General features: G+C 46.3%; 17 protein-coding genes. 11 read left to right on the forward strand and 6 right to left on the reverse strand.

The window, feature by feature from the left end; genetic code table 11:
• The first annotated feature begins 268 nt into the window (after positions 1-268).
• Positions 269-787 carry a hypothetical protein gene (locus AC121Z_RS04545; RefSeq protein WP_498127060.1) on the forward strand — a complete coding sequence of 173 codons (519 nt, stop codon included), beginning with the start codon at positions 269-271 and terminating at the stop codon, positions 785-787.
• On the opposite strand, the gene AC121Z_RS04550 is transcribed toward AC121Z_RS04545, so the two are convergent.
• Positions 776-1312: a DUF2878 domain-containing protein gene (locus tag AC121Z_RS04550; protein WP_498127061.1), complete on the reverse strand. Its 537-nt coding sequence runs from the start codon at positions 1310-1312 to the stop codon at positions 776-778. The genes AC121Z_RS04545 and AC121Z_RS04550 overlap by 12 nt on opposite strands.
• 96 nt (positions 1313-1408) lie before the next feature.
• Between AC121Z_RS04550 and AC121Z_RS04555 the strand changes: the two genes are divergently transcribed.
• From AC121Z_RS04555 to AC121Z_RS04600, 10 genes are all read left to right on the forward strand, one after another.
• The gene (locus tag AC121Z_RS04555; protein ID WP_498127063.1) at positions 1409-3058 is read left to right on the forward strand and encodes a diacylglycerol kinase family protein; all 1650 of its coding nucleotides are present in this window, start codon (positions 1409-1411) and stop codon (positions 3056-3058) included.
• A 2-nt stretch (positions 3059-3060) separates the two neighbouring features.
• Positions 3061-4410, forward strand: coding sequence for an NADP-specific glutamate dehydrogenase (gdhA, locus tag AC121Z_RS04560; protein WP_498127065.1), 1350 nt, complete (start codon positions 3061-3063; stop codon positions 4408-4410).
• A gap of 152 nt (positions 4411-4562) precedes the next feature.
• Complete coding sequence (locus AC121Z_RS04565; RefSeq protein ID WP_498127067.1) at positions 4563-5000, forward strand: hemerythrin domain-containing protein; 438 nt, start codon at positions 4563-4565, stop codon at positions 4998-5000.
• 4 nt (positions 5001-5004) lie between these two features.
• Positions 5005-5223, forward strand: a complete 219-nt coding sequence (locus AC121Z_RS04570) for an HVA1 family protein (protein WP_498127069.1) — start codon at positions 5005-5007, stop codon at positions 5221-5223.
• A gap of 68 nt (positions 5224-5291) precedes the next feature.
• Complete coding sequence (locus AC121Z_RS04575; RefSeq protein ID WP_498127071.1) at positions 5292-6614, forward strand: DUF2254 domain-containing protein; 1323 nt, start codon at positions 5292-5294, stop codon at positions 6612-6614.
• A 3-nt stretch (positions 6615-6617) separates the two neighbouring features.
• Entirely contained in the window at positions 6618-7160 is a 543-nt protein-coding gene (locus AC121Z_RS04580; protein ID WP_498127073.1) for a CC0125/CC1285 family lipoprotein, read from the forward strand.
• Between the two features lie 5 nt (positions 7161-7165).
• Positions 7166-8086, forward strand: coding sequence for a mechanosensitive ion channel family protein (locus AC121Z_RS04585; RefSeq protein WP_498127075.1), 921 nt, complete (start codon positions 7166-7168; stop codon positions 8084-8086).
• Positions 8087-8267: 181 nt separating this feature from the next.
• Positions 8268-9380 (forward strand): efflux RND transporter periplasmic adaptor subunit, encoded by a 1113-nt coding sequence (locus tag AC121Z_RS04590; protein WP_498127077.1) that lies wholly within the window; start codon positions 8268-8270, stop codon positions 9378-9380.
• 12 nt (positions 9381-9392) lie between these two features.
• Entirely contained in the window at positions 9393-12485 is a 3093-nt protein-coding gene (locus AC121Z_RS04595; protein ID WP_498127079.1) for an efflux RND transporter permease subunit, read from the forward strand.
• Positions 12482-13150, forward strand: a complete 669-nt coding sequence (locus AC121Z_RS04600; RefSeq protein WP_498127081.1) for a CerR family C-terminal domain-containing protein — start codon at positions 12482-12484, stop codon at positions 13148-13150. Before AC121Z_RS04595 ends, AC121Z_RS04600 begins: the two co-directional genes overlap by 4 nt.
• Before the next feature lie 73 nt (positions 13151-13223).
• Here the strand turns inward: AC121Z_RS04600 and AC121Z_RS04605 are convergent, their stop codons facing one another.
• The 5 genes from AC121Z_RS04605 to AC121Z_RS04625 form a co-directional block, all read right to left on the reverse strand.
• Entirely contained in the window at positions 13224-13814 is a 591-nt protein-coding gene (locus AC121Z_RS04605; protein WP_498127082.1) for a BON domain-containing protein, read from the reverse strand.
• Between the two features lie 247 nt (positions 13815-14061).
• A complete protein-coding gene (locus AC121Z_RS04610) occupies positions 14062-15252 on the reverse strand; it encodes a glutathionylspermidine synthase family protein (RefSeq protein ID WP_498127084.1) in 1191 nt (396 codons plus the stop codon).
• A 1-nt stretch (position 15253) separates the two neighbouring features.
• Positions 15254-15871: a DUF1190 domain-containing protein gene (locus tag AC121Z_RS04615; RefSeq protein ID WP_498127086.1), complete on the reverse strand. Its 618-nt coding sequence runs from the start codon at positions 15869-15871 to the stop codon at positions 15254-15256.
• Positions 15872-15880: 9 nt separating this feature from the next.
• A complete protein-coding gene (locus AC121Z_RS04620) occupies positions 15881-16297 on the reverse strand; it encodes a DUF350 domain-containing protein (protein WP_498127088.1) in 417 nt (138 codons plus the stop codon).
• Positions 16298-16464: 167 nt separating this feature from the next.
• Positions 16465-17109 carry a YjfK family protein gene (locus AC121Z_RS04625; protein WP_498127090.1) on the reverse strand — a complete coding sequence of 215 codons (645 nt, stop codon included), beginning with the start codon at positions 17107-17109 and terminating at the stop codon, positions 16465-16467.
• Between the last annotated feature and the right edge of the window lie 3 nt (positions 17110-17112).

Here is a 17112-nt window from a genome sequence, read left to right on the forward strand (position 1 = left end):
TACGATTTTCTAGACCTCAAAAAACACATTCTGCACACAGACTATTGTGGCGAAACTTACACAAGGAAAGGTTAATGTCAGTAAAAAACACAGAGTGGTCTGTAATTTCTGCATTAATTTTACAATGGAGTTGTATGCTTTAGTTTTTCATCGTCATAATTTTCAATAAATTCATTAGGTTAACTGTTTTCAACAGGGCCCGTTACCGATGTTCATGTCGGTATGTCTTTTGCAACTTGATTAAGTGAGTAATCAAGAGGTAATCATTATGTCGACTGTAAGTTTGCAATCCATAGATTCGCGCATTGGCGCCATATTTTCTGATAGAAGTCAGGCCAAGTCGGCGGCTCGACAAGTGACAAGGCTCACCGATTTGGACGCTGAGAACGTCCATGTTATCGCGCCGAATGATCAAAAGTTTAGTCGCAAAGTAGAAGGTAAGAGCAAACCGATTGGCCAAAACATGCTAGCCCAACATTTAATGTGGGGGGCAATTGGTTTGTTAGTCGGTATGTTGGTCGCCATGCTGCTAATTACATACGGGCCTGCATTTACCCAGCAGAACCCGATATTTACTTTTATCGCATTGGTTAGCCCAGGTTTGTTTGTCGGGCTCTTTGTCTCGGCACTGTTTTCCTTGCGCCCAAATCATGACGTTATGAATGAACAGTTGCGTGCCGCAGCAGCAAATGATCAGTGGTCTGTCGTGGTTCATCTAAATGATAAAGTCGCACGAAAAGAGGTTATTTCAGTGATTGAAAAAAACGAGCCTCATTCAATCATTTAATTGCTGTAGATGTCGGTTAACCCATTGCAAAATAAAACCGACAACAGCCCAGGCGCCTGCAAGTATGACGTAGCTTTCGAGGGTGGGAAGTGGGAATGTAACTGCTCCCAACCGCTCGCCGGCGAGATAACTAAACGGGGCGATGGCAGCGCAAAATAGCGGAAATAAGCGTTGACGTTTGAATAGGTAATGTAGGCTATGCGTCAACGTCGCACCAAAGCCTGCCCATAATACCACTAACCATATAGGGATAAAGCCGAGCATGAAGTTATTTTCGCTAAAGTGGAACAGACCCACGTACGTCAGTAATGAGTCACAGGTCCAGCCAATCAATACGGTAGTGCCAACAATAAGCACCTCCTGTTTACGTTCAGAGCACCACATAACATGTGCAATTAGCAATCCCAGCGGCAATAAAATAAGTGTGTCTCGTCCTAATACACAGGTGATCCAGAGAACCTGGAAGCCGGCTGCATTGATTATCAAAACTGCCGTGCGCCGATTGAACTGCACTTTAAACACCATTTTTGCGTATCCATCTCATGTTATTCGTTACGCTGAGAGCACAATAACGGATTGTTTAGTGCCAATCTCAAAGCACACTGGATGCAGGAGAAAGCTATGAAAATGATCAAATACTACGCGCTGTTAAGTCTTGTATTTATGTGGGCGGCTTATGAGGTAGACAATCTGTATGTCGCTTTGCCCTTGATGTGGTGTGCATTATCGCTGGCTATCGTCACGGTCGCCTATGTATTCTCTATTCCTAGTATCTTTAGAAAGCGTGATAATGGAAAAATCCCACTTTTCACTCGCTGGCTGTTCTATCCTTTTTTGTTGGGCGCAAATTTGTACAATGGGGTCGCGAGAAAACGCGACAAGGTACCTGCGTTGCAACAGATAACCGATGACGTTTACCTTGCCTGCCGGTTATTCCCATCTGACATTGATAGCCTAAAGAGCGAGGGGATAACGGCAATTTTAGATGTAACTGCCGAATTTGATGGCCTAGATTGGAGTTCAGAGAATGCCAATTTAAGGTATTTAAATATTCCTGTCCTGGACCATCTCACGCCGAATGAAAAGCAGTTAGTACGAGCGATTAATTGGATCAATACAGAAGTTCGAACACAGGGAAAAGTGGTTGTGCACTGTGCGTTGGGACGGGGCCGTTCAGTCTTTGTGACCGCGGCTTACTTACTCAGCCAAGATCCCGCTTTGTCAGTGGATGAAGTGATGCAACAGATCCAATCAACGCGCAGTACAGCGCGGTTAAATAAGAATCAAAAAAAGGCATTGGAACAAGTTCGCCACGCAGGGCGGCTAAACCTCGCTCAACAGGCGGCAATTATAGCGAATCCAGTGTCGGGTGGCGGAAAGTGGCTGACGGCGCAGGATGAAATAAAGGATCGTCTGTCTAGTAAGTATGAACTCACCATTTATGAAACGCGTGAAGACTGTTCGGCGCAGCAGTTGGCAAAAACCGCATTAAGCAAAAATTTTGATTTGATTGTTGCCTGTGGTGGTGATGGAACGCTCGCCGAGGTGGCGGATGCGCTGGCAGGTAGCAAACAAGTTATGGGGGTTATTCCCCTGGGCACCGCGAACGCACTTAGCATGGTTCTTCTTGGCTCTACTAGCAAAGTTTCACCTGTGGCTAGTGCATGTGATGCGATACTGGCTGGAAAAACCCAACGTATCGATACGGCAACCTGTAATGACCGCCGTTTTCTATTAGTGTGTGGGATCGGCGTCGAGGCGAGTATGATTCGACAGGCCGACCGAGCTGAAAAAGACGACAAAGGTCAAGTGGCTTATCTGCAATATTTTGCGCACGCGATGCTCGACGCTAAACCAATAGAGCTGGCGATAACACTCGATGGAGGTGCTAGGCATAAGCTGCTTACCAAGAGCCTTATCATCGCCAATGCCGCCCCGCCTTCAACGGTTTTGGCGCAGGGAGGAGGTAACCCCAACGCAGTCGACGGGATGCTTGATGTTAACTGGTTTAAGCATCCCTCGACGCTGACTGCGGATTTAGATTCTTTAATGAAGCTTACCATGAGTGGTTTATTGGACGGGCAATTCAGTGATGCTATCGAGTTTCATCAGAGCAAAAAAATCGTAATTGAGAGCGAACAACCAATTGATTACGTGCTCGACGGAGAGGTGTTCCGAGAAGATCAGATGACGCTCGAGTGCGAACCCCAGTCACTCACCATTATTTGTGACCTCACACGCCCTGCAATTACGCCGACAAATAAGGAGTAAACATGGCACAGCAATCTTACTTTGATGCGTTTATCGAACACACTGCACAACAAAACCCACACCAACCTGAGTTTATCCAAGCCGTCACGGATATAGCGAAGGATGTAGTACCCATTGTTAATGCGCATGAAGTTTATAAGGCGCAACGAGTACTGTATCAACTTGCCGTACCTGACCGCGTAATAGCCTTTAAGGTTATCTGGGAGGACGACAATGGTGGTGTGCAAATAAACCGTGGCTGGCGTGTGCAACAATCTAATGTGTTAGGGCCCTATAAAGGTGGATTACGTTTTCACCCTACAGTGAATGAGTCGATACTGAAGTTTTTAGCATTTGAACAGTGCTTCAAGAATGCATTGACCGGGCTATCGCTCGGTGGTGCCAAAGGCGGCAGCGATTTTAATCCTAAGGGGCGGAGTAATGCGGAAGTCATGCGCTTCTGTAAAGCCTTTATGAGCGAGCTTTACCGACATGTAGGCCCACAGACTGACGTTCCTGCCGGTGATATTAATGTGGGACAGCGCGAGATTGGATTCTTATTTGGCCAATATCGACGCTTGTCCAATGAATTTGTCGGTACCATCACCGGTAAAGATTTGGCCTTTGGGGGAAGTCACGTGCGTCTTGAGGCAACCGGCTATGGCGTGGTGTTCTTTCTTGAGTGCATGCTGGCTGAGCAGGATAAGAAGTTGGCTAATATGACAGTAAATGTTTCAGGGGCTGGGAATGTTGCCCTATACGCTGCGCAAAAAGCCATCGCTAGTGGTGCGCTGGTACAAACGTTATCAAACAGCAAGGGGACGTTATATGCTGACAAAGGCTTGGATGCTGCGAACATTCAGACACTACTAGATAACAGTGACGGAGATAATCCACTGCTGCAACTTGCAGAATCCGGAGTGGGTGAATGGTTAGCAAAACAGAAGCCATGGCAATTCACCTGTGATGTTGCGCTGCCATGTGCGACGCAAAATGAGGTCGATGAAAAAGACATTCAGCAATTACTTGATAATGGACTGATATATTTAGTCGAAGGTGCTAATATGCCGTTGACAGCGGACGCCGAGCGACTCGTGCGTGCCTCAGAGGTTTTGTATGCGCCAGGCAAGGCATCCAATGCTGGCGGCGTCGCAATGTCGGGTTTTGAGATGGGGCAAAATGCGCAATTTCATCAATTGTCTTTTGCAGAATTAGAAGGGAAGCTAAAGGCCGTAATGGCGCATATTCATAAACAATGTATGAGTGATGGCATGCCCTCCAGTCTAAATGACAAAACCATTGATTATGTACGTGGCGCTAATGTCGCAGGATTTCGTCGCCTCGCAGATGCCATCGTTGCCCAAGGTTATTGAGCAAAATACTCAGTGTAGCCTGTAAAAACTACAGGCCATATTCACTCCTTGACTTCTAATGTAAAATAAAGCTAGTTAAATCAACAATATGCGGGCATGGAGTGCTGGCATAAATCTCGCAGGTACTTAAGTAATTTGAACTAGGAGGTACTATGCAAATTTTTGAAGCAATCCGTCAAGATCATGAACGTCAGCGTCTATTACTGAAAATTTTGGTCCAAACCAGTGGTGCGACAGAAGCGCGTAAGGATTACTTTGACGTCTTAAAAAAAGAGTTGAAGCAACATGAAATTGCCGAAGAACGCTATTTCTACAAACCGCTAATGGACGACGATAAAACCATTGCAGCGTCGCGCCACGGTATTGCTGAACACCACGAAATAGACGAGTTAATCGAGTCACTAGACGAAACAGACATGAGTAGTCCGGTGTGGTTAAAAACGTTCAAGCAGTTAAAGGAAAAAGTCGAGCATCATTTAAATGAGGAAGAAAAAGAATTTTTCCAAAAAGCAGGCCGAGTACTGAACGAATCGGAGAAGGAAGCGCTGGCCGAAGAATATCGTGCAGAAATGGAGCCGATTAGGTCTTAAGTATATGCGCCACTATGCAATTAACACTAAAGTTAAATGGCCATGGGGCAATGGTAGCGGCGAAGGTTACATTCGCCGTAAATACACCAAACGGGTCACCAAGGTGCTAAACGGCGCTGAGGTGACGCGTGATGCTGATAAACACTATCCCGCCTACCTAATAGAACATACAGACGGTTCACTGGTATTAAAGGCTGCATCGGAGATTTGTAAAGCGGGTTAGTGGGTTTGAGTATGAGTTAGCTTTACGCAAATCATCAACGTGAGTGAGTAAATATAGAGGATTTTCTTATGCTGGGTTACTGGAAGCCAAAACTGGCAAAGTGGTTCGATGCAGCTTACACCAGCTTTTGGTTCATCCCCCTGATCTGCTTGCTTATCTCTTTTGTTTTGCTGGGGGTGACACATTGGTTGGATTCGTTTTTGCCGACTCATTCTGATTGGCCACTTGCAGTACTTTATGAGATTGAGGCAGAGGGTGCTCGAACAGTTTTAGCAACTATCGCCAGTGCAATCATTACTGTGACTAGTATCGCATTTTCTATGATTGTTGTTACGTTGACCTTAGCTTCATCACAGTTTGGACCGCGCTTGCTGCGGACGTTCATGCAGAACCAAAAGACCAAGCTGTCGTTGGGGATTTTCCTTGCTACATTTGCTTACTGCTTAGCGCTAATTCGCTTTGTAAATGCAAGTGAAGTCGCACCTTTTATTCCTGGTTTGGGTATCAGCGTGGCCTTATTTTTAGCAGCTATCTGTGTATTCACCCTAGTATTTCTCATTCACCATGTTGCCACCTCAATTCAAGCTGACAATGTGATAGAGCAATGCTGGCACACGTTGGCTTGCGACCTTCATAATATGTTTCCGTATCTGAGTCAGCCGCAGGCATCATCCTCTCAACCCGTCGATTGGGGCGCCTGTACCCACAGTCAAGCGTTGCTGGCAAAAGACGATGGGTATATTCAGCTTATTCAAACAGAGTCTTTAATGTCTGCACTGCAGCATGCAGATGCAGGCTTGGAGTTAACGGTTAAACCTGGTACGTACGTGGTTAAAGGCGAAGTCATTGGTACTGTTCGCAGTGCAGAAAAGTGTGACCTAGCACACACTTTGCATCGGTATATCTTGATTGGTCGAACGCGTACACCGTTACAGGACCCCGAGTTTGCGATAATGCAAATGGTTGAGCTAGCGTTACGGGCACTCTCACCGGGCATCAACGACCCACTGACCGCAATAACTTGTTTGCACCGACTCAGTAGCGCCATGTGTTTATTAAGTCATTGTGAGTTTCCGCACGCAGTTATTAAAGATGCTGATGATATTGTGCGTGTACAGCGCAAAGTTATTGACTTCGAAGGCGCTGTAGCCAGTGCCTGCGACCAGATCCGACAGGCGTGTTTAGAGCATCCAAGTGTGGTTATTGCCATGCTTGAGAGCTTATCTACGGTTGCAATGCAATGCAGTAATCAACAGCAAAAAGCCATTGTTTTCCAGCAAGGCGACCACCTGTTCCAACAAGTTCAGTCTAGAACCATGCATGCAGCAGATAAAAACGATATAGCAGATCGCTATGCGGCATTATGTCGCGCTGCGAATCAGGAGGAATAACTTATGAAATTTTGTCAGGTAAGTGAGAGTATGGTTTTCGTTTGTTGTTTGGGGCTAATGTTCGCTCTCGGCTGTGCGCGGAACGTTCAGCCCTCAGCCGTGACTCCTACAGCACCGCCGCAGGGTTTAAGTGCAATACAACTGACTAACAATACCCATAGAATTACTTACGCCACGACACGAACCGCTGCACAGGAAAGTATTTATCAGCAAATGCTTGAGCATGCTGCAGAAATTGCTGTTGAGCGTGGCTACGACGCGTTTGTTGTGTTGGATACTGACACGCTCCAAGTGGACAACCCAGAGAAAACGACCGTTATTTCGATAAATCGCCAAGTACCATCAGATTTGCAATGCAACATGTCGGGTTGCCAGCCAGTCGCACAGCCTTTATCAAGTGTTACTGACGGGCAAAAGACACAATATAAAAAGCAACCTCAAGTGCTCATTTATTCACTACTCGCGCGTTTAGGGCAGGCAAAGCAGTTGGCCAGCGCAGAGGTTGAGTTCATCGACGTCGTCGAATTAATTGCTGACACGGAATAGCGCATATGGATATCACCGCATTTGACCGATTTTGGTCATTAATTCAGGAAAAACTTCAGACGTGGGCAGAGCTTGGGATCAAGCACTTACCGAATATCGCCGTTGCAATTATTATCGCCATTATTTTCGGGCTACTCTCGCGGATTATAGGTAGGGTTGTGCAGCAGCTGCTGCGACGGAGTATTGAATCGCGCCAAATCGCGGACTTATTCACCGCGATTACTAAGGTCGCCGTGGTCATTGTTGGTTTATTCATCGCATTAGAGTTTGTGGGGTTAACTGGCACGGTTACATCGTTGTTGGCCGGTGCTGGGATCGTTGGCTTGGCCATCGGTTTCGCATTTCAAGATATGACCGAAAACTTAATTGCAGGGATCGCGATGGGTATTCGTAAGCCATTTCAAATTGATGATGTTATTGAAGCTGATGGTGTATTCGGGAAGGTACGTGCCATCAATCTGCGTAATACCTTGGTTGAGACCTTCTTTGGTCAAGTTGAGATTGTTCCCAATAAGATCCTATTCCGCAATATTCTCACTAATTACTCAAAGCGCGGGATCCGCCGTTTAGAAATCCCGGTGGGAATTTCCTATGCTGATGATATAGAGCACGCGGCTGAAGTGATCACTCTAGCAATTAATCAACTAGACTTTGTTAGTAAGCAGGATGAGACAGCGGTTTATGCGACTGGATTCGGTGCGAGCAGTATCGACCTAGTGGTTTGGTTCTGGCTGGAATATCCGGGGGATGAGAGCTACATGCACGCGCGTCATCAAGCGATCGTAACCATTAATCGTGTCCTTAAAGAGCACGATATACTGATCCCGTTCCCCATCAGGACGCTCGATTTTGGTGCCAAAGGCGGAGAAAAACTAACTAGTATAGTTAGTCAGTACCGAGCGTCGACAAGTGCTTCTGCCGAATAAGACAGGCGTTCTGCATAACCGAGTTTGGGAAAATTTCACACAGTTTTAGTCAGGTAGTTTGCTTTGCTGGTAGAAGCCTCATAACGAAACGGTTACAGATATAATCAACCGATTAAATCAAATGATTTAATCGGTTGATTATATCTGTTATGATGCTCGTCAATTGACATTGGAGAACCACATGAACTATCGCCAAATTGCTACTTTCTCAAGTGTGCTTGTGCTTCTATTGGGCTGTTCTCAAGCACCGCAACACGAGCCTATCATTCGTTCCGTTCTCGCCTATCAGCCAATGAACTCGACACAGCAAGTGTCGCGTACCTTGTCAGGTGTATTGCAACCGGTTGATCAGAGCGTGCTGAGTTTTGAGATCCCCGGGGTAGTAGATAGTGTTCAAGTTAATTTAGGTGAAACGTTTGCCCGTGGTGATGTACTCGCTCAGATTGAAGATAAAGTGTTCGAACTCGCGGTGCAGCAGCAACAAGGTCAATTATCTGAAGCAAAAGCGCGTTTGACTGAGGCTGAATTAGACTTTAAACGAAAACAACAGTTAGTCAGTTCTGGCGCTGTATCCCAAGCTGAGGTTGATCTCGCCGCATCACGGTTTCAATCAGTCGCGGATCAAGTGCGTGTCGCTCAAACACGCCTAGAAATTGCTCAAGAGGACCTTGCCGATACTCAATTAATAGCGCCCTATGCGGGCAGCGTAGCACAACGTCATGTCGAGCCTTCACAGCAGATTTCGCCGAATGTGCCAGTGTTGACTATTCAAGGGTCTGATGCTTTAGAAGTGGCAGTATTAGTGCCCGAATCAATGATCAACCAAGTGCAAAAGGGGGATCATGTGCAAGTCAATGTTTTGCTTAATCAGCAACGTCAGTCATTAAGCGGTATTGTCTTTGAGAAGGGTAAACAGGCACAACGAGCTAATGCATTCCCAGTTACGATCGCGCTAAGTGATGAGACTCTCGGGCAATCCCTGCAACCGGGTATGTCTGCTGAAGTTGAGTTTTCGCTGAAGGATTTAACAATCCCAGAGGACGCTTTACAAGCCCCCTTATCTGCCATTGCAGCTGACTCTAATAATAGTCATTACGTACTAGCGATTGAGCGGACATCGGGCAAAACTAGGGTGCGGCAGGTGGCGGTTGACGTGAAGAGTATGCGTGACGATATGGCGATTTTTACCCCACGTGAACCGATCGCGCAGATCGTGCGTGTTGGTTTGGATTTTTTGCATGATGGACAGCAAGTGCACATCACCGATGCTTATCCGCAAACTATTAATCAATAGAATTTGGCGTCAATGATGAATATTTCTCAGTTAGGCTTACGTTATAACCGGCTCTTAATTGCGGTGGTTGTCGCGCTGATGTTATTTGGCGTGTTTAGTTATTTTAATTTGCCGGCCCAAGAAGATCCCAAGATTACTGTTCGTGAAGCGGTTGTAACCACTCAGTTGGAGGGGTTTCCAGCACAACGGGTTGAATTACTGATCACCAAAACGCTAGAAGAGGCCATCCAGAATTTGCCAGAAGTGAAAGAGATACGCTCTGTGTCTCTCGTTGGTCAATCGATAATTCATGTGCAAATTGAAGATCGATACACTGAGCTGGATCAGATATGGGATGATTTACGTCAAGAGATTGATTTAGTAGTCAATCAATTACCCCAAGGTGCTTCAGCCCCTCGCATCAATGATAGTTTTGGTGATGTGGCGATCTTAACCGTTGCTATGACGGCTAGTGAGGGGATCAGCTGGGGGGAGCAGTTTGACGTTGCTCAGCACGTGCGAGATTTTTTGTTTACCCTTGAAGGTACTAAACGGGTTGACATTTTAGGTGTTCAACCTGAGCAAATGGTGATTGAAGTTACCAACTCGAAGCTCGCTCAGCTAGGCATTGCGCCGAATTTGATCTTACAAGCCTTACAGCAACAAAACATCATTAGTCCTGGTGGGGCTATCGATGCCAATGGGACTAATTTGACTCTGCAACCCACGGGTAATTACAGTACCATTAAAGATATAGAAGATACTTTAATCGTGGTACCTGGGTTGGAGCAGTCTATTCAGCTCAAAGACATTGCCAAGGTAGCGCGAAAACAGGTTGATCCGCCAGTTCGCACTGCATTCTATCGGGGCCAGCCCGCCGTCGTTTTTGCGATTGCGAAGAACGATAATGCGGATGTATTGAGCTACACCCCAAAAGTAGAGGCATTACTTGCTGATTTGCAGGCGTCGATCCCAGCGGGCTTTACTTTGGACACCATAACGCGCCAAGCGGATGTGGTTGAAGCTGCGGTAAATGGGGTCAGTCTTAATGTCATTCAAACATTAAGTATTGTGTCAGCAGTGGTGATCCTGTTTCTCGGGTTGCGTACGGGATTGATCGTTGGCTCCATCGTGCCTTCGGTGATCTTGGTCACTATGTCGGTCATGGCATTCAGTGGAATGGCATTGGAACGCATGTCACTGGCAACCCTGATTATCGCCCTTGGGGTATTAGTGGATAACGGCATCGTGGTGGCTGAAGACTTTAAGCGCCGTTTAGAAGACGGTGAAAGTCGCGAGCAAGCCCTCGCAGAAGCGGGCAGAACGTTAGCAATCCCGTTGTTAACCTCCTCCTTAACGACCATTCTGGTATTTTTACCATTAATGCTCGCGGAGAGTGCATCTGGCGAGTATACCCGCTCAGTTTCTCTTGTGATTTTGATTTCGTTGTTGGTCAGTTGGTTCTTATCTTTAACCGTAACTCCACTGCTATGCTATCACTTCGTCAAAATTAAAAGTGAGCAAGACGTTAGTGCTATACGCCGCAGAATAGATGCTGTTTTTGAGCAATTAAATCCGGCTTATGAGAAAATTTTGAGCATAATATTGCGCTTCCGAGGACTATTTTTGGTTGGCATGTTTGGTTTATTTATCCTCGGCGGCTATGCGTTATCACTGGTCCCTGTGAAGTTTTTTCCAGACTCGGATCGCTCTCAAGTTCTTATTTACTTAGATCTGCCGGCCGGTAGTTCGATGCGCGAAACCACTAGTGTGATGCAACGTGTGATGGAAGATTTAGATGATAAGGAGCGCTTCCCGCATATTCAGCAACAAGTCGCTTATGGTGGCTTTGGTGGGCCGCGGTTTGTTCTCTCTTTGACCCCCATTGATACCGAACCACACAAAGCATTTTTTATGCTAGATGTTGGCGACCGCCGACATGCTCAGCCTACTATCGATGCATTACGCGAGATGTTTGCCCAGCAGTATCCAGAGGCCATGGCAAAGGTTACCAAAATGTTTTTGGGTCCGTCTGACTCCAGTAAGATCGAGCTACAAATTAAGGGGCCAGATGCGGAATATTTGTTTGATACTGCACGTCAAATTGAACAGCTTATCAGCGAAATAGACGGGATATATGACATTCGTAATAATTGGGAAAACCGCGTTACGCAAATCCGTATTAATGTCAATCAGCAGCAAGCGCGCCGTGCAGGAGTGAGTTCCCAAGATATTGCACAGTCGCTGCAAAGTTACTTTAGCGGTCTAGTGGTTAGTGAATTTCGGGAGGGGGATGATATTCTGCCGATCATTATACGCGCGCCTGAATCTGAGCGTTTTAATCTCGATCGTTTGGCCACAGCTACTGTTTTTTCCTCAGGCTTGGAACGCAACATTCCGTTAATGCAGGTGGCGACGCTGGATTATGAAACAGGATTCGCCCGGATTGCGCGGGAAAACATGTTTCGAACCGTGACGATTGAAGCCAAAAACGCGCTGATGAATGCAGAAGATATGGTGCCTCTGCTGGAGCAAAAAATCACGACTATCCGTGCCGCTTTACCTTTCGGTTACACTATTGAATATGATGGTGTTATCCAGGATTCGAAGGACTCTCAGGCGTCTTTGAATAAGAATTTGCCATTATGTGTCGCGATTATTCTGGTGCTTCTGATTGGTCAGTTTAAGTCGTTTCGTAGAACCTTGATTATTGTTACCACAATTCCACTAATAATCATTGGCGCGGCAATCGGTTTGCACGTCCTGCAAGGTAATTTTGGCTTTATGGTGATCTTAGGACTCTACGCGTTAGCGGGCATTATTATCAATAATGCAATAGTTTTGATTGACCGGATTGATAGCGAAATTGCCGAATTAGACGATGCAACGCAAAAAGAGCAACGCTTTGACGCGATTATCAGTGCCAGCGTGCGACGATTACGCCCGATTATCATGTCAACGGCAACGACCATCTTAGGTTTAATGCCGCTAATTGTCGGCCAAGATGCTCTGTTTTATGCCATGTCCGGTGCAATCGCATTTGGTTTGGCGGTCGGCACCTTGTTAACCTTAGGGGTTGTGCCTGTGCTCTACAGCTTAATGTTTAAAATTGAGAAGTATGTATGATTATTCCTCCCTCTGTGATTGGGTCTGACATTCTGACTAGCCAAACTGCGGTTGCATTATTGGAAGCCGGCATTGACCAATTCGGACAGTTTGGATTAAAGGCGACAACGCGACATGTTGCGGAACAAGCAAACGCGAATATCGCCTCTATTCCATACTACTTTCGCAGCAAACGCGGGCTCTATGATGCTTGCATGCACTATATTGTTGATAATATTTGGCAAGAAATTGGTCCACCTTTGGCGCACGCAATAGAGCAAGTTGACACGCTAGAACCGCAACAAGCCGAAATGGTTTTTCTTAGCTTGATTGATTCATTCTGTGAGTTGTTTCTGCAGGGAGATGACAACATTCGTTGGTCACAATTTATAATGCGCGAGCACGCCACGCCAACTTCGGCATACGATATTTTCTATCAGCGTTATTACTGTCATGCACAAGCACTAAAGCATCAGCTTTGGGCTTTATGCACCGGTCAGGCTGCGGATAGTGACCGAGTTAAGATCCAATGCCATGCGGTATTTGGTCAGGTTTTGGCGTTTTTAGTTGCACGAGAGTCATTGTTGCGAGGGTTGCAGATTAAGCAAATTGAATCCCAGCATATCGCTTTGATTAGGGATGTAGTAAAGGCCCAGGTGCGTGCCATCATTCGCAATGCACAATAAAAAAAGAGCGCAACAGCGCTCTTTTTAGTTTTGCTTACGGGTTAGCCAATTCAAGCAGCGCTAGCCCAAAACGTTATGATTCTGCTTCTTCGATGGCAATCTCAGCTGAGACGGAACGGACATCGGCGGCATTCTCTGCAATTTGGATCACTAGGTCTTTCTCAGCGGATGAATCCACTGTGCCCTTCAGCATGACTTTACCGTCGTTCACATCCACATCGATATCGGTACCTGAAATGTCGGTATCAAATAACAGACGCGTTTTGATAACGGTTGCGATTTTAGCATCCGTTAAACCCTGCATCGAGCCATCGTTCGACGTTTCTTTTTCTGGTGCTACAACCACAAGCTGATTGTCTACTTCCTCGACTCCGTCGATGCCGTTAACGAGTTCTTCGGCAAGTTTCATATCGACAGAACTATCTACTTTACCTGTCAGTGTTACTACACCATCTTTTACGTCGGTATTAATATCGAACGAATTTAGATTGCCGTTAAATAGCAAAGTCGCCTCTGCTTTTCCGTCAATCCAAGCATCCATTGCAGTATCCTGCCATGCATTGGTAGTACTTGAGTCTTTGTCCATGGCTGAATTGTGGTGATTAGCCTGTGCAGCAACAGTGAATAAACCAGCAATTGACAATGCAAGTAATGTGCGTTTCATAATTTTTTCCTCCGTTAAAAATTCACAGAGAATGATGCGATTACTATGCCAATGGTTAAGCGTTTGAATTTAAAAGATAAAGTTGATTTCTATAAGCGTTAAAAAGGTTGTTAGGTAACAACTTTACAATGCAGACTGAAAAATTTACCCGGTGTTACTTTTAGATAACAGACGCAACAATAAGTCGTTCAATTGCACGGACCGGAGAGCCAAACGAGCGTAGTTAGGCTGTTTAGGGCGCTGCGGATCACCCCAAAATAACATGCGGCATGTAGCGCGACAGGTCTTGCGTAATGGGTGACGTATCCTCACGCACTGAGATACCAGCAGGTTGGTCATTCACCAGCCAGGAACCAACCAAAGTATAGTTATCGCCATAGCGCGGCAGTGCATGGTGGGCCTGCATAATAAAACCTTCTTCACCGTAGGGACCGTCAGTACTGAGCAGTGATGCGTTCCCTTCAATAACACTGATGTTTGCACCTTCGCGCGAGAATATTGGCTTTTTCACCCAGCGAGATTGCTTCTCTGCAGGGCTTAGCTGTTGCCAATCTGCACTGAAATACGCTGGCAATAAGTTGGGATGATTAGGGTAAAGCTGCCAAAGCAGTGGTAAAAGTGCTTTATTGGAGAGTATGGATTTCCACAGCGGCTCGACCCACCGTGTTTTCGCTTGTATTAGTGAGGCCGCAAACTCTTCGCGCAGCATAAATTCCCATGGGTAGAGTTTGAAGCAACAATCTATCGCAGCATCGTCTAAATCGGAGAAAATCGGTTCGCCGGCATGATCCTCTGCAAGTCCAATGTCTTCGATATAGACAAAGCTATTATCCAGTCCGGCATCGCTGGCACAGTCCTGCAAATATTGTACGGTACCACGATCTTCAGCGGTATCTTTGCAGCAACTAAAATGCATATGTTCACATTGATAATAGTGAGCAATAATACGCAGTTGCTGGATCAGGCGCTCTTGTAGTGAGTTGAACTGATCACACCGGCGGGGCAGTCTGCCTGTTTGTACATTGTCCTCTAACCACAGCCACTGCCAAAAACCGGATTCATATAGCGATGTAGGTGTATCCGCATTATTTTCGAGCAATTTTGCTGGACTTTTCCCATCGTAAACCAGATCTAATCTGGAGTAGAGCGAGGGCTGTTTGATAGCCCAAGAATCACGTACCGCATCCCAAAAGTTCTCGGGGATCTGGAATTTGCGTAACCATTCATCATCACTGACCACAGTGTCAACAGCAGCTAAGCACATTTGGTGTAGCTGCGCTGTCGGATCTTCTATGTCCGTTTCAATTTGCGCAAGGGTAAACTGGTAATAGGCGCTTTCGTCCCAATAGGGTTCGCCATACATGGTATGGAAATGAAAGCCAAACTCAGCAGCGCGCTGGCGCCAATGGGGGCGCTCAGCGATTGGAATGCGTAGCAAATTAGCCGCCCCAGCTGCCTTTACGCGAGGAACTTCCCCAACTGGATTTAGCCCTTACGGTGCTACCAAAACCTCCACGCTTAATGGTACGCGAAACAGTAGGCTTTTTCTCAAAGGTAGACTCGCGCACGCGATAGCGATTAGTGCGAATATCACCATCAAATACGTAACCATCGGCCATTGCCCAACGGCCTCGAAATGGCGAATAACGCGAGAAAGAGGTATACATCGGCTGGGTGTAATAGCGTTTCTTTGGCGACAGCAATTCGCTGACCATGTAGCCCGCCATAAAAGGCATAAAAAATGAACCCTGATTGGTATCCACATAGCGGCATTGATTCATGCCAAATTCGTATTCACAATCATTTTCAGTGGCGAATTTAGGCCCTGTACGTTCAGCTTCGGCTAATGCTTCTTCATAGGCTGCACGACATACATCAGCAGCTGACGCAGGATTATCATTGATGCATTCGTCCAAGGATGTATAGATAATCCCTTCCTGACGATCGCCGCAGGCGGTTAGAAAAATCGAGGCAACACCGACAGCCACAGGTTTCAGCGCAAACATTTTGCGCATACGATGCAAGTTAATGCTGGCAGAGCGTTTACGTGTCGACATAAGCCCTCCTTAGTACGTCATGCAGGCAGCATTGAGTAAGCCGACGGCAATTGATACTGCGGCTAACATAACCCCTGCAGAAACTTCATCATTGTTGATGCGCTCCGCAATCTTGGGCATGAAAGTAAACCGTAACACGGCGAATGCCAGCGCTTGCGCGATAATGGCAACGACGCCCCAAACACCAAAATCGATTAATGACTGCGAATTGGCAACGGCGCCGCCCAGTGCAATCGCAAAGCCAACCATCGCACCACCGAATCCAATGGCTGCGGCTACACTGCGCTGTTCTTTGACTAAGTGCCATTCATCATGTGGTGTCACAAACGCGTAAATAATCTTAAAGATAAATAAAAATACGATGCTGATAGCGAAATACACCGCAAAGGAGTCGAGGTTTGCGATTGATGCGTAGAGTGCGTCCATAGTGGTTTCCTTCTTTTTGCATGCTGCAAAGTGTTGCAACAAACTTAGTTATTTCAGAATCGATTGGTCATCTTGCCTGTCCACATACGGACAAAACAACCCCTGTATTTGTGCCGAGGGTTTCCTTACAGCCATACTATCAATTCAAAAACGCAAGGCCAGTTTTGCTAGCCGTTTATTTTGATATCTGCAGGTTGAATATCGAAGCCCGTGCTGCGTACTAAGCATCGGTCGGCATTGTGATTAATGATTTTTTCTTCACCCGCAATCAACAGCGACTCGAATGTGTCGGTATCAATTTCTCTTTCATATAGCATCATAAACTGATCGGTTTGGCTCGTATCACCATCTTCTTCATAGGTTGTTTCTGTGAAGGCGACTGGCGGCGATTCTTCGCCGACGGCGTTCCAAACGCGGGTAAATGTTGTATCGTCTAGACTATATTGGGGCTGTGAAATACCGTTTGCTAGCGTTTCTTGCCACTGTTGGTCATTACCAATGGTTTGCGTATCGTAGAAGTACCAAAGTTTGACATCAGTGATGTGAGCTTCCGTATCACCACCGTCTAATACTACTTGCAAAAATGCGTCGTCATCAGTGTAAAAGCGCAGCATTTTGCCACCGCTATCCAGTTCGACTTCGCCAACCGCTTGGATGATATGCTTGCTGGCAGGGTTTTCGATCATCAGCTGCGGCACCAGCAGGCGCAGTTTTAATGCGTCTAGTTCAAATGACCCACCCAAGTATAAGCCCATAATTTCAGGGGCTTTGGGCGTGTTCGCCTCAGGTTTTGAGAACCATTTCTTAAACATGCG

Source organism: Alteromonas sp. DYW1 (assembly GCF_059752595.1).

What these genes read in the sequence shown, in the direction of transcription:
- AC121Z_RS04585 (WP_498127075.1), top strand. Translation starts at nt 7,166, where the DNA reads ATGGATATCACCGCATTTGACCGATTTTGGTCATTAATTCAGGAAAAA.
- gdhA (WP_498127065.1), top strand. Translation starts at nt 3,061, where the DNA reads ATGGCACAGCAATCTTACTTTGATGCGTTTATCGAACACACTGCACAA.
- AC121Z_RS04625 (WP_498127090.1), bottom strand. Translation starts at nt 17,109, where the DNA reads ATGTTTAAGAAATGGTTCTCAAAACCTGAGGCGAACACGCCCAAAGCC.
- AC121Z_RS04545 (WP_498127060.1), top strand. Translation starts at nt 269, where the DNA reads ATGTCGACTGTAAGTTTGCAATCCATAGATTCGCGCATTGGCGCCATA.
- AC121Z_RS04555 (WP_498127063.1), top strand. Translation starts at nt 1,409, where the DNA reads ATGAAAATGATCAAATACTACGCGCTGTTAAGTCTTGTATTTATGTGG.
- AC121Z_RS04605 (WP_498127082.1), bottom strand. Translation starts at nt 13,814, where the DNA reads ATGAAACGCACATTACTTGCATTGTCAATTGCTGGTTTATTCACTGTT.
- AC121Z_RS04600 (WP_498127081.1), top strand. Translation starts at nt 12,482, where the DNA reads ATGATTATTCCTCCCTCTGTGATTGGGTCTGACATTCTGACTAGCCAA.
- AC121Z_RS04590 (WP_498127077.1), top strand. Translation starts at nt 8,268, where the DNA reads ATGAACTATCGCCAAATTGCTACTTTCTCAAGTGTGCTTGTGCTTCTA.
- AC121Z_RS04615 (WP_498127086.1), bottom strand. Translation starts at nt 15,871, where the DNA reads ATGTCGACACGTAAACGCTCTGCCAGCATTAACTTGCATCGTATGCGC.
- AC121Z_RS04570 (WP_498127069.1), top strand. Translation starts at nt 5,005, where the DNA reads ATGCGCCACTATGCAATTAACACTAAAGTTAAATGGCCATGGGGCAAT.
- AC121Z_RS04565 (WP_498127067.1), top strand. Translation starts at nt 4,563, where the DNA reads ATGCAAATTTTTGAAGCAATCCGTCAAGATCATGAACGTCAGCGTCTA.
- AC121Z_RS04550 (WP_498127061.1), bottom strand. Translation starts at nt 1,312, where the DNA reads ATGGTGTTTAAAGTGCAGTTCAATCGGCGCACGGCAGTTTTGATAATC.
- AC121Z_RS04575 (WP_498127071.1), top strand. Translation starts at nt 5,292, where the DNA reads ATGCTGGGTTACTGGAAGCCAAAACTGGCAAAGTGGTTCGATGCAGCT.
- AC121Z_RS04595 (WP_498127079.1), top strand. Translation starts at nt 9,393, where the DNA reads ATGATGAATATTTCTCAGTTAGGCTTACGTTATAACCGGCTCTTAATT.
- AC121Z_RS04580 (WP_498127073.1), top strand. Translation starts at nt 6,618, where the DNA reads ATGAAATTTTGTCAGGTAAGTGAGAGTATGGTTTTCGTTTGTTGTTTG.
- AC121Z_RS04620 (WP_498127088.1), bottom strand. Translation starts at nt 16,297, where the DNA reads ATGGACGCACTCTACGCATCAATCGCAAACCTCGACTCCTTTGCGGTG.